Raw genomic sequence first — 12,452 nt, forward strand, 5'->3', positions numbered from 1 at the left:
CGACCGGGCGTAGGTTGGCTGGTATGGAGTACACCCACCTCGGCCGCAGCGGCCTGTCCGTGTCCCGGCTCGTCCTGGGGACGATGAACTTCGGTCCCGAGACGACCGAACCTGGCAGCCACACGATCATGGACCGCGCGCACGAGCACGGCATCAACTTCTTCGACACCGCCAACGTCTACGGCTGGAAGAAGGGCGAAGGCGTCACCGAGCAGATCATCGGCCGGTGGTTCGCCCAAGGCGGTGGCAGGCGGGAGAAGACCGTGCTCGCCACCAAGCTCTACGGCAGCATGAGCGACTGGCCCAACGACACGTTCCTGTCCGCGCACAACATTCGGCGGGCGGCGGACGCGTCGCTGCGGCGGCTGCGGACCGACTACATCGACCTCTACCAGATGCACCACGTCGACCGGCGCACGCCGTGGGAGGAGATCTGGGAGGCGTTCTCGGTTCTCCGGCAGCAGGGCAAGGTCCTCTACTTCGGCTCCTCCAACTTCGCTGGCTGGCACCTCGCCCAGGCGCAGGAGGCCGCGCGGGAGCGGCACTTCCTCGGGCTGGTCAGCGAGCAGTCGATCTACAACCTGCTGACCCGCTGGGTCGAGCTCGAAGTCCTTCCCGCCGCCAAGCACTACGGACTCGGTGTCATCCCGTGGTCCCCGCTGCACGGCGGCCTGCTCGGCGGCGTCCTGCGCAAGCAGGCCGACGGGACGGCGTCGCGCGGTCTGTCCGGGCGGTCCGGGGATTCGCTGGAGAAGCACCGCGAGGCGATCGAGGGCTACGAGAAGCTCTGCGCCGAGATCGGTGCCGACCCGGCGCACGTCGGGCTGGCCTGGTTGCTGCACCAGGAGGGCGTCACCGCGCCCATCATCGGGCCGCGCACGCTGGAGCAGCTCGACGGCAGCCTGACCGCGCTCGACCTCAAGCTCGACGCCGACACGCTGACCCGGCTCGATGAACTGTTCCCCGCACCCGGGCCGAACGGCGCGAAGCCCGCGCCGGAGGCCTACGCCTGGTGAGCTCAGGTGAGGTCGGAGAGATCCAGAGCTATGTCCACCGGATCAGTGACGACGACCTTGCGGGTGTCTACGCCTGCTGAAACGTAGACCCTGGTCGTGGGATCGAGCAGATATCGGAAGAGGATCAGTTCGTCGTGGTCGTCGACACGTTCCACCCGCCAGAAGTGTGGGATACCCGCCGCCGCGTACTCGGCGGGCTTGTCGGTCTGGTCGGTAGTCACTGACCCTGGTGACATGACTTCGACGACAAGTTGACAGTGGTGGCCACGCAGGACGGCTTCGTCGGGGAGATCCCGGTCGTAGATGGCGATGTCCGGTCGACGATTCAGCAGGGGGACGTCTCGCAACCTGAGGTCGATGTCGAAGTCGACGGCGTATCGGTCTCCGCAGGCGGCCGCCAGCGACTGAGCCAGCATGCGCACCACTCGTTGATGTGTGCGACGGGGTGCTGCGTTCACGACTATGGCTCCATCGATGACCTCAATGCGGCGGCAGACTTCCTCGGGCAGCGCCTCGTAATCCGCCGCACTCAACCCCTGCGGTCGTAAGACCATCCAGTCGGGTAGAGCAGTCATCGTCAACCTCCTGCGGGAGCTTGAGGTGAGGATAGCCGACCTGCTCAGGTGAGGTCAGTCGTCAATGTCCTCGTTGTCGCGGGCCAGGAAGGTGGCCAGGCGCTCGATGGGGGTCTCGAACTCGGGGTTGGCGTCGACGAACGCGCGCAGCCGGTCGGCCAGCCACGCGAAGCTGACTTCCTCGTCGCCGCGCCGCTGTTCCAGTTCTTCGATACCGCGGTCGGTGAAGTACACGTGCTACTCCTGTGGAAATGGCGGAGCCGCCGGTCCGTGAGGTCCGGCGGCTCCGCGAGGGTCTGACTCCTACGCGAACGCCTTCTCGATCAGCGCCCGCTGCTCAAGCTCGTGCACCTTGCTCGACCCCGCCGACGGCGCCGACATCGGCCGACGCGAGACGCGGGTGAGCTTGGTGATGTGCTCAGGCAGCTCCTCCGGCAGGTTGAGGCCGTAGAACGGCCACGAACCCTGGTTGGCGGGCTCCTCCTGCACCCAACGCACGTGCTTCGCGTTGGGGTAGCGCTCGAAGATCGCCTTGAGGTGCTTGAGCGGCATCGGGTAGAGCTGCTCGACGCGGACGATGGCGGTGTCCGTGGCGCTCAGCTTCTCCTTCTCGGCGGCCAGCTCGTAGTAGAGCTTGCCGGAGACGAACAGCAGCTTCGTGACGCCCGCCGGGTCCGGCTGGGTCGGGTCGTCGATGACCGTCTCGAACCGGGTGCCCTCGAGGAAGTCCTCGACGGAGCTGACGGCGGCCTTGTTGCGCAGCATGGACTTCGGCGTGAACACCACCAGCGGACGCTGCACACCGTCGAGGGCGTGGCGGCGCAGCAGGTGGAAGTAGTTCGCCGGGGTCGACGGCACCGACACGGTCATCGAGCCCTCGGCGCACAGCTGCAGCCAGCGCTCGATGCGGCCCGAGGTGTGGTCGGGGCCCTGACCCTCATGCCCGTGCGGGAGCAGCATGATCACGTCGGAGCGCTGGCCCCACTTCGCCTCGCTGGAGGCGATGTACTCGTCGATGACCGACTGCGCGCCGTTGACGAAGTCGCCGAACTGCGCCTCCCACAGCACCAGGGCTTCGGGGTTGGCCACCGAGTAGCCGTATTCGAAGCCCAGCGCCGCGTACTCGGACAACGCCGAGTCGTAGACCATGAACTTGCCCTGGTCCTCGGACAGGTTCTGCAGCGGCAGGTACTCGCGTCCGGTCTTGCGGTCGATGATCGCCGCGTGCCGCTGGGTGAACGTGCCTCGACGCGAGTCCTGGCCCGCCAGGCGGACCGTGCGGCCCTCCAGGTTGAGCGAGCCGAACGCCAGCAGCTCGCCGAACGCCCAGTCGACGCCACCCTCGCGGGCCATCTTGGCGCGGCGGTCGAGCACCGGCTTGACCCGCGGGTGCGGGCTGAAGCCCTCGGGCAAATCGACGTGCGCGTCGGCGATGCGTTCGAGCACCGAGGCGGGCACACCGGTCGCCAGCTTGGCCGGGACCTGCTGCTCGGACTCCACCGACGGGCTGGCCACGATCGGGTGCTTCTCCAGCTCGCGGACCTCGTTGAAGACGTGCTCCAACTGGCTGGAGAAGTCGCGCAGCGCCTTCTCCGCCTCCTCGACGGAGATGTCGCCGCGGCCGATGAGCGCCTCGGTGTAGCCCTTACGCACACTGCGCTTGGTGTCGATGATGTCGTACATGCCGGGCTGGGTCATCGAGGGGTCGTCGCCCTCGTTGTGCCCGCGGCGGCGGTAGCAGACCAGGTCGATGACGACGTCCTTGTTGAACGTCTGGCGGTAGTCCATCGCCAGCCGGGCGACCCAGTAGCAGGCCTCCGGGTCGTCGCCGTTCACGTGGAACACCGGCGCCTGGATCATCTTCGCCACGTCGGTCGCGTACTGGCTCGACCGCGAGTGCTCCGGGGCGGTGGTGAAGCCGACCTGGTTGTTGATGATCACGTGCACGGTGCCGCCGGTGCGGTAGCCGCGCAGCAGCGCCAGGTTCAGCGTCTCGGCCACCACACCCTGACCGGCGAACGCGGCGTCGCCGTGCAGCGCGATCGGCAGCACGGAGAAGCCGTCGCCCTTGTCGCCCTTGTCGAGCAGGTCCTGCTTGGCGCGGACGATGCCCTCGAGGACGGGGTCGACGGTCTCCAGGTGCGACGGGTTGGCGGTCAGCGACACCTTGGTCTCGCCGTCGCCGAACATCCGGAAGTACTTGCCCTCGGCGCCGAGGTGGTACTTCACGTCGCCGGAGCCGTGCGCCTGGCCCGGGTCGAGGTTGCCCTCGAACTCCTGGAAGATCTGCGAGATCGGCTTGCCGACGATGTTGGCCAGCACGTTGAGGCGGCCGCGGTGCGGCATGCCGATGACGACCTCGTCGAGCTCGAACTCGGCGGCCTTGTCGAGCACGGTGTCGAGCAGCGGGATGACCGACTCGCCGCCTTCGAGCGAGAACCGCTTCTGCCCGACGTACTTGGTCTGCAGGAACGTCTCGAACGCCTCGGCCGCGTTCAGCTTCGACAGCACGTACTTCTGCACCGCCGCGGCGGGCTTCTCGTGCGCGCCCTCGACGCGGTCCTGGATCCAGCGGCGCTCGGTCGGGTCGAGGATGTAGGTGTACTCGACGCCGACGGTGCGGCAGTAGGAGTCGCGCAGCACGCCGAGGACGTCGCGCAGCTTCATCCGCTCCTTGCCCGCGAAGCCGCCGACCGGGAACTCGCGGTCGAGGTCCCACAACGTCAGCCCGTGCGAGCGGACGTCGAGGTCCTCGTGCTTGCGCTGGCGGTAGTTCAGCGGGTCCGTGTCGGCCATCAGGTGGCCGCGGGTGCGGTAGGCGTCGATCAGGCCGATGACCCGGGCGGTCTTGTCGACCGGGCCCTCGGAGAGGTCGGAGGTCCATCGGATCGGCTCGTACGGGATCCGCAGCGACGTGAAGATGTCGTCGTAGAAGCCGTCCTCACCGAGGAGCAGCTTGTGGATCCGGCCGAGGAACTCGCCGGACTCCGCGCCCTGGATGATGCGGTGGTCGTAGGTGGAGGTCAGCGTGATGATCTTGCTGATGCCCATCTCGACCAGCGTGGTCTCGCTGGCGCCCTGGAACGTGGCCGGGTACTCCATCGCGCCGACGCCCAGGATCGCGCCCTGGCCGACCGACAGGCGCGGCACCGAGTGGTTGGTGCCGATGCCGCCGGGGTTGGTCAGCGAGATCGTGGTGCCCGCGAAGTCGTCCGCGGTCAGCGCGCCGTTGCGCGCCTTGCGGATCAGGTCCTCGTAGGCCTGCCAGAACTGCTGGAAGGTCATGCCCTCGCAGCCCTTGATGGCGGCGACGACGAGGTTGCGCGAACCGTCCTTGCCCGGCAGGTCGATCGCCAGGCCGAGGTTCACGTGCTCCGGCGTGACCGCGTAGGCCTTGTTGTCGGCCTCGGCGTAGTGCCGGTTCATGTTCGGGTACGCCTCAAGCGCGCGAACCATCGCGTAGCCGATGAGGTGGGTGAAGGAGACCTTCCCACCGCGGGTCCGCTTGAGGTGGTTGTTGATCACGATGCGGTTGTCCGCGAGCAGCTTCGCGGGCACCGCGCGCACGCTGGTCGCGGTCGGCAGCGACAGCGAGGCGTTCATGTTCTTCGCGATCGCGGCGGCGGCTCCGCGCAGCGGCTTGCGTTCCTCACCCTCGACCGCGGCCACCTGGGGCTTGGCGGGCGCTGGGGCGGGCGCGGGCTTCTTCGGCGCGGCGGCCGCCTGCCCGTTGCCCGACGCCGGGGGCGCGGTCTTGGCGGGTGGCTGCTCGGCGGGCGGGGTGGCGGCGGGAGCGGTGGCCGTGGCGGTCGCCGTCCCGGTGTCACTCCCCGCGCTCTTCGCCGTCGCGGCGCCTTGGCTTGCGGCTCGCGGTGTGGGCTTGTAGTCGGCGAAGAAGTCGTGCCACGCGGGGTCTACGGAAGACGGGTCCGCGAGGAACTGCTCATACATCTCTTCGACGAGCCACTCGTTCGCACCGAACTGTGACGCGGGACTACTGCTGGACACGGCTGGCTCTCGCCTCTATCCATCTCGATCTCTTAGTAATGGCCATTCCCCGTCAGGCTAGTCCCCCGGTCAGGGCGTGTGTTAATCAAGTGGACCCGGGTGAGCCACCTCATGCGTAGCGTTCGGCACTGTATCGATTGAGCCCGGATGTTCTCACTGCTCGCGGCCCGGGCTGGTGAGGTTTCGGCCCTCACCGGGGGGCCGTTTCGGGCAGCTCGGAGCGCTGTTCGGCGTGCTCCGGTGATCCGTAACGCCAGAGGCGCGCGTAGTGACCGTCCGCCGCCAGCAGCTCGTCGTGGGTGCCCTGCTCGACCACCCGGCCCGCCTCCATCACGACGATGGCGTCGGCCCGGGCCGCGGTGGCTAATCGGTGTGCCACGACGAACGTGGTGCGGCTGCTCGTGACCCGGTCGCTCGCGGCGATCACCGCGGCCTCGGTGGCCGGGTCGAGGGCGGCGGTCGCCTCGTCGAGCAGCAGGATGTCGGGATCGGTGAGGTCGGCCCGCGCGAGGGCGATGAGCTGGCGCTGGCCCGCGGACAGACCTTGGCCCCGCTCGCCGACCTGCTGGCGGAAACCGTCGGCGAGACCGGCGACCATCGGCAGCGCGCCGACCGCGCGGACGGCGGCCTCGACCTTGGCGGGCGACGCGTCCGGGTCGCCATAAGCGACGTTGCGCGCGATGTCGCCGCTGAACAGGTGGGCCTCCTGGGGGACCACGCCCAGCCGCTGCCGGTAGCCGGCGAGGTCGTACGCGCGCAGGTCGGTCCCGTCGGCGAGGACCGCGCCCTCGGTCGGGTCGTAGAAGCGGGCGATCAGCTTGACGACGGTCGACTTGCCCGCGCCGGTCGCGCCGACCAGCGCGACGGTCTGCCCGGGCTCGACGCGCAGCGACACGTCTTCGACGGCCGGTGTCTCGGTGCCCGGGTAGCGGAACGTCACCCCGCGCAGCTCGACGGCGCCGCTCAGGTGGGCCGGGACGGGAACCGGCTCGGCGGGCGGCTCGACGCTGCTCGGCGTGCGCAGCAGGTCGGAGATCCGGCGCAGGCCGACCCGGGCCTGCTGGTAGCCGTCGAAGATGCCGGAAAGCTGTTGGACCGGGGCGAAGAACAGGCCCAGGTACAGCAGGAACGCCAGCAGCACACCGGGAGTGAGGTCGCCCGCGGCGACCCGGTGGGCGCCCGCGACCAGCACCGCCGCCTGCGCGAAGCCGGACAGCATGGCGACGAAAGGGAAGTACGTCGCGATGTAGCGCTGGGCACGCAGCCTGCTGCGCCGGTAGGCGTCGCTGCGCTCGGCGAACCGCTCGGCGGCCTGGCCCTCCCGCGTGTACGCCTGGGACACCCGCAGGCCGGTGACGTTCTCCTGCATGTCCGCGTTGACCGCGCTGACCCGCTCGCGCGCCTCGGCGTAGGCCGCGGAGGACAGCCGCTGGAAGATGATCGTCGCGACCGCCAGCGCCGGCAGGATCGCCAACGCGACCAGGGCCAGCGAGAAGTCGGTGACGAGCAGCGCGACGGTGATGGCCGCGACGGTCAGCACGCTCGCGGCCGCCGTGGTGACCCCGGTCTGCAGGAACGTCGACAGCGCGTCGACGTCGGTGGTCATCCTGGTCATGATCCGGCCGGCCAGTTCACGTTCGTAGTAATCGAGGCCGAGCCGCTGCAGGTGGGCGTAGCTGCGCACGCGCAGCAGGTAGAGGAGGCGTTCGCCCACGCGCGCGGTGAGGATGGTCGTCACCGCGGTGTTGATCCACATGACGCCGACCAGGACGGCGGAGATGCCGGTCGCCACCCAAAGCGCGCCCGAGGTGCCGGTCAGGATGCCGGAGTCGATGCCGTGGCGGACCAGCGCGGGCATGGCCATGCCGGTCAACGCGTCGGCGATCACCAGGGCCGCCACGACCGCGAGGGACCACCGGACCGGCGTCAGCAGGCGGCGCAGCCGGAAGCCCGGATCCGGCGCCGTCGGGTCCTCACCGGGCAGGTCGGGCTGTTCGTGCGCGGGCGGGAGCGCCTCGACCCGGGCGATGAGCTCGGGCGTCGGCGCAAGCGCGGCCGCCGCGTCGCCGGAACCCCCGCCCATGCGTCCGCTGACCCGCGCGGCGGGCGCCGCCGTCGCCCGGTCCGGCTCGGTCGGGGCGGGCCAGAGCGACTCGGTGATCCCGTCGGGACCGGGAACCAGGTCTTCGTCGAGGCCGCGGGTCGGGTCTTCGATCACGTCGCCAGGGCCGGCCAGCAGCGACCGGTACAGCTCGCAGCGCCCGGACAGTTCCGCGTGCGTGCCGACGTCGACCACCCGGCCCCGGTCGAGGACGGCGATGCGGTCGGCCAGGCTCAGCGTCGAGCGGCGGTGGGCGATGAGCAGGGTCGTGCGCTCGGCGGTGACCTCGCGCAGCGTGTCGTGGATGGCCGACTCCGTCGCCGCGTCCACCGCCGATGTCGCGTCGTCGAGCACCAGCACCCGCGGGTCGGAGAGCAGAGCGCGGGCGAGGGCGACCCGCTGCCGCTGACCGCCCGACAGCGTCAGCCCGCGTTCGCCGACCACCGTGTCGTAGCCGTGGGGCAGCGCCTCGATGAACTCGTGCGCCTGCGCGGCCTTCGCCGCCGCTCGGATGTCGTCCTCGGTCGCGTCCGCCCGCCCGTAGGCGATGTTCGCGCGCACGGAGTCGGAGAACAGGAACGCCTCTTCGAACACCACGCCGACCGTGCCGCGCAGCGACGCCAGCCGGAGGTCGCGGACGTCGACCCCGCCGACCTTGATCGACCCCGCGTGCACGTCGTAGAACCTGGGCAGCAGCAGCGACACCGTGGACTTGCCCGAGCCCGCCGTGCCGACCAGGGCGAGCGTCTCACCGGGGGAGACCCGCAGCGACACCCCGTCCAGCACGGGATCGCTTCGCGTGTAGCCGAAGGTGACATCGTCGAGTCGGACGTCGACCGGCCCGTCCGGCACATCGGCCGCGTCGGGCTTGTCGGTGACGTCGGGCTGGGAGTCGATCAGCTCGTACACCCGCTCCACGCCCGCCCGCGCCAGCTGCGCGTTGATCAGCAGGCCGGACAGCAACCTGGTCGGGCCGACCAGATTGGCCACATAGGTGGTGAACGCGAGAAAGGTGCCCAGCGTGACCTGGCCGTCGAGCGCCATCCAGCCGCCGAGCGCGAGCACCGCCACCTGACCCGCCGACGGCATCGCGACCAAGGTCGCGGCCGGTTTCGATGTCAGCGCCGCCGCCCGCATCCGCTCGGCGAACAGGGACCGGGCGGACTTCTCCAGCCGGGAGATCTCGCGGGCCTCCTGGCCGAACCCCTTGACCACGCGGACGCCGGTGACCGTCTCCTCGACGTGCTGCGCGAGGTCGGCGGCGCGCTGCTGGGCCGACCATGTCGCCGGGAACAGCGTGAGCCTGCTGCGCATCGCCACGAACGCGACCGCCGGCGTGACCACCAGGGCGACGACGGTGAGCAGCGGTGAGAGCCACAGCATGGCGGCCAACGCCATGAACGCGAACACGACCGTGCCAATCGAGAGCGGCACCATCATCAGCAGGCCCTGAACGAGCTGCAGGTCGGTGATCGACCGCGACACCACCTGCCCGGTGCGCATCGCGTCCTGCTTGCCGCCGTCGAGCCGCTGCACCGCGCCGAACACCGCCTGGCGCAGGTCATGCTGGACGTCCAAAGCCAGGCGCCCGCCCAGATACCGGCGCAGGAACGCGCTGCCGAAGGTCAACAACTCCATCGCGACCAACGCCACCACAAGCCCGGCGAGGCGTTCGGTCGTGCCGGCGATGGCGTCGTCGACGACGAACTTGACCAAGAGCGGACCAGCCGCCTGGAAACCGACACCGATCACCGACGCGACGACCGACAACACCACCAGGCGGCGGTGTCGCCAGCACGCGGCGGTCAGTCTGCGGATCCAGCCAGGGTTATCAGGCACCCCGCCAGATTAGGTCCTGTCCGACAAACCGACCGCCGCCAAGGGGACCGTGACGAAACCCGACCACGGTTACCCACTCTCCGCCGCGGCTGCTCGCCAAGGCGACCCAAACTTAAAATTCCGGGGTGGCGGACTAGCTCAGGTGATGTCGCGCGTCTGGTTGCGCCACATCCCCGTGCCGAAGAACAAGGCGGTCCAGGCCAGGAACACCAGGGTGCTCAGCCACAGCGACAGCGCGCCAGGGGCGCCCGCCACCGCGCGGACGGCCTGGTCGAAGGTCTCGCGGCGGTCCTCGGTGACCATTTCGCCGCCCAGATTGAGGACCAGGGCCTGGATCTGGTCGAACAACAGCGCGCTCGCGGTCGAGCCGGTCATGCCGTTGGCGGAGCCGTTCGGCAGGAAGCCGGGCAGGTTCGAGCCGTCGGTGGCGGAGAAGAGCACGAACTCGCCGAACGGGCCGATGACTAGCGCGTAGATCAGCAGGATCACGATCGCACCCACCGGCGACCCGATGAGCGCGCCGACCCCGAGACCGAACAGCGTCCACAGGGTGCACATGATCACGCCGGCGAGCAGCACCAGGAACCACTGCTTGCCGTCGGGCAGGTGGTTGCTGTCCGACCCGAGCAGCGCGCCGAAGGAGACCGCGATGGCGATGACGAGTCCGTAGATCGCACCCCACCCCGTGTAGACGATCGCCTTGGCGGTGAGCACGCCGGGACGGGTGGACGCGGTCAGGAACGTGGTCGTGATCGTGCGGCGGTGCAACTCGCTGGCCAGGCCGAGCGCGCCGAAGAGCATCGGGAAGATCGACGCGATGTTCATCGCGCGGGCCAGCGCGATCACCGACCAGGACACGTCGTTGATCGGGATGTCGAACTGCTGGATGACGTCTTCCTGGGACAGGTCGTTGGCGATCTCCGTGGTCAGCGCGGCGCCGCCGAGCGCCCAGCCGCCCGCCACCAGGAACGCGGGAATCATCATCGCCCACCACAACTTGGTGGTCAGGATCTTGCGGAACTCCGCCTTGATCATGTTGCCCATCAGGCGTTGCCTCCCTGTCCGGTCGAGTCCTGCTGCGGCGCGGGCGTCGGATCCGGCGCGGGCGGCTGATACGGCGAGGACTCCTGGACCGGCGGCTGGTACTGCTGCTCATAGCTCTGCGGCGGCTGCTGATAATCCTGCTGCTGGTACGGCTGGTGCTGATAATCCTGCTGAGGCGGCTGCTGGTATTGCTGCTGCTGCTGCTGCTGCTGGTACGGGTTCGGCTGCTGCTGGTAGGCCTCCACAGGCAGCGCGTAGCCGCCGTGCTGAGGCGGCGGAGCGTAACCCGGTGCCGCGTACTGGCCGCTGGTCAGCCGGAAGAACAGCTGCTCCAGGTCGACCTTCTCCTCCTGCATGCCGTACGTCGCGACGCCCGCCTTGGCCGCCACGTCGCCGATCTGCTGGATCGTGGCGTCGGTGACCGCGACCCTGCCGTCCGGCGTCGGCTGGATGCCGGTGATCCCGGCCGCCTGCAACGCGGTGACGAACGCGGTCGCGTCCGCGGGCTGCACAAGCACCCGCGACTGCTGCGACCGGCGCAGGTCGTCGAGCATGCCGTAGAACACGGTCTGCCCGCGGCTGATGATCACCACCTGGTCGATGGTCTGCTCGACCTCGGCCAACAGGTGGCTGGAGATCAGCACAGTCCGGCCGGACGCCGCGAACGCGCGCAGGAACGTGCGCAACCAGGCGATGCCCTCCGGGTCGAGCCCGTTCGCGGGCTCGTCGAGGACCAACACCTGCGGGTCGCCCAGAAGCGCGGTGGCCAACGCCAGCCGCTGCTTCATGCCGAGCGAGAACCCGCCCGCCGCCCGGTGCGCCGCACCACCCAGCCCGACGAGCTGCACCACCTCATGCGCGCGCTGATCAGGCAGCCCCATCGCCGCGGCGTAAACCCGCAGATGGTTGAGCGCCGACCGCGTGGGGTGAAACCCCTGCGCCTCGAGCACCGCGCCGACAACCCGACCGGGGTTGCCCAACCGCTCGAACGGCTGCCCGTTGATCGTCGAGTGGCCCGCCGTCGGCCGCACAAGGCCGAGCAACATCCGAAGAGTCGTCGTCTTGCCCGCGCCGTTCGGCCCGAGGAAGCCGGTGACCGACCCCGGCTCCACATGGAAACTCAGGTTCTGCACCGCGGCGACCTGACCGAAGTTCTTGGTCAAGTTCTGCACCACGATGCGACCGCTACCGTCCTGCACAGGGCCCCTCCTGCTCGCCAGGCTTACGTGGCGGCCATCTTGCCCCATGACGACTGCACGGCGTGGCGACACTGGAAGACTGGCGCCCTTGTTCACCCAGCGTGACCGGCGATCAGCGGTGGCGAATCACCGGGATCTCCGTGGTGACCTCGACGGAAGACTCGGGCGGAACCACCCAACCCGGCTTCCCGAAGGGATTGCGCAACGGCGTCGTGCGCTCACGGTGCGGAACACCCTCACCGATCAAATGCTCATGAGCCATCTTCCACACCTGACACGGCCAACGCCTGCCCCGAAACCCACCCCACCCCGGCGGACAAGCCTGACACCGCTGATCAGGACCCTGCTGGTGCACCGTGAGCAGCAACCGCCACCCATCGGCCAACCTGGTGATCTCGCTGCGTGCCAACGGAAGCAACGTATCCGCATCAGCATTGCCCGCGGCCTCGTCCAGCAGCGCCAAACGCCGCATCACGGCCTCACGCAACGGATCGCCCGCCATCAGGCCCGAACTTCATCCGCGCGACCGGCGGCCTGATCCAACACAAGACCCAACGACCGCGTCTGCTGCGCCGACAACACAGCCGAAGCACCAGGCGGCGGCACCAACACGACACGGTCATCCTCGACCAACACCGTCAACGCCCGATCCCTGCCGAACGGGTCATGG

8 protein-coding genes are annotated in these 12,452 nt (G+C 69.3%); 1 reads left to right on the top strand and 7 read right to left on the bottom strand.

Going from position 1 to position 12,452, the window contains the following annotated elements; all coding sequences use genetic code 11:
- Window positions 1-23 precede the first annotated feature (23 nt).
- The gene (locus ACUZ2Y_RS24860; RefSeq protein ID WP_476323064.1) at window positions 24-1,016 is read left to right on the top strand and encodes an aldo/keto reductase; all 993 of its coding nucleotides are present in this window, start codon (window positions 24-26) and stop codon (window positions 1,014-1,016) included.
- Window positions 1,017-1,018: 2 nt separating this feature from the next.
- Here the strand turns inward: ACUZ2Y_RS24860 and ACUZ2Y_RS24865 are convergent, their stop codons facing one another.
- The 7 genes from ACUZ2Y_RS24865 to ACUZ2Y_RS24895 all read right to left on the bottom strand — a co-directional run bounded on the left by ACUZ2Y_RS24865 (window position 1,019) and on the right by ACUZ2Y_RS24895 (window position 12,284).
- Entirely contained in the window at window positions 1,019-1,591 is a 573-nt protein-coding gene (locus ACUZ2Y_RS24865; protein ID WP_476323067.1) for a Uma2 family endonuclease, read from the bottom strand.
- A gap of 54 nt (window positions 1,592-1,645) precedes the next feature.
- Window positions 1,646-1,825: a DUF6104 family protein gene (locus ACUZ2Y_RS24870; protein ID WP_476323070.1), complete on the bottom strand. Its 180-nt coding sequence runs from the start codon at window positions 1,823-1,825 to the stop codon at window positions 1,646-1,648.
- 69 nt (window positions 1,826-1,894) lie between these two features.
- The gene (locus ACUZ2Y_RS24875; protein WP_476323073.1) at window positions 1,895-5,599 is read right to left on the bottom strand and encodes a multifunctional oxoglutarate decarboxylase/oxoglutarate dehydrogenase thiamine pyrophosphate-binding subunit/dihydrolipoyllysine-residue succinyltransferase subunit; all 3,705 of its coding nucleotides are present in this window, start codon (window positions 5,597-5,599) and stop codon (window positions 1,895-1,897) included.
- 190 nt (window positions 5,600-5,789) lie between these two features.
- On the bottom strand, window positions 5,790-9,539 hold the full coding sequence (locus tag ACUZ2Y_RS24880; protein ID WP_476323076.1) for an ABC transporter ATP-binding protein: 3,750 nt from the start codon (window positions 9,537-9,539) through the stop codon (window positions 5,790-5,792).
- A 138-nt stretch (window positions 9,540-9,677) separates the two neighbouring features.
- Window positions 9,678-10,583, bottom strand: a complete 906-nt coding sequence (locus ACUZ2Y_RS24885) for an ABC-2 transporter permease (RefSeq protein ID WP_476323079.1) — start codon at window positions 10,581-10,583, stop codon at window positions 9,678-9,680.
- Window positions 10,583-11,782: an ATP-binding cassette domain-containing protein gene (locus ACUZ2Y_RS24890; RefSeq protein ID WP_476323082.1), complete on the bottom strand. Its 1,200-nt coding sequence runs from the start codon at window positions 11,780-11,782 to the stop codon at window positions 10,583-10,585. Before ACUZ2Y_RS24890 ends, ACUZ2Y_RS24885 begins: the two co-directional genes overlap by 1 nt.
- Before the next feature lie 112 nt (window positions 11,783-11,894).
- The gene (locus ACUZ2Y_RS24895) at window positions 11,895-12,284 is read right to left on the bottom strand and encodes a hypothetical protein (protein ID WP_476323085.1); all 390 of its coding nucleotides are present in this window, start codon (window positions 12,282-12,284) and stop codon (window positions 11,895-11,897) included.
- Window positions 12,285-12,452: the final 168 nt, after the last annotated feature.

Source organism: Actinokineospora sp. UV203 (assembly GCF_056323665.1).

Excerpts from the sequence above, each read along its gene's own strand:
- ACUZ2Y_RS24860 (WP_476323064.1), top strand. The coding sequence starts at position 24 with ATGGAGTACACCCACCTCGGCCGCAGCGGCCTGTCCGTGTCCCGGCTC.
- ACUZ2Y_RS24895 (WP_476323085.1), bottom strand. The coding sequence starts at position 12,284 with ATGGCGGGCGATCCGTTGCGTGAGGCCGTGATGCGGCGTTTGGCGCTG.
- ACUZ2Y_RS24865 (WP_476323067.1), bottom strand. The coding sequence starts at position 1,591 with ATGACTGCTCTACCCGACTGGATGGTCTTACGACCGCAGGGGTTGAGT.
- ACUZ2Y_RS24885 (WP_476323079.1), bottom strand. The coding sequence starts at position 10,583 with ATGGGCAACATGATCAAGGCGGAGTTCCGCAAGATCCTGACCACCAAG.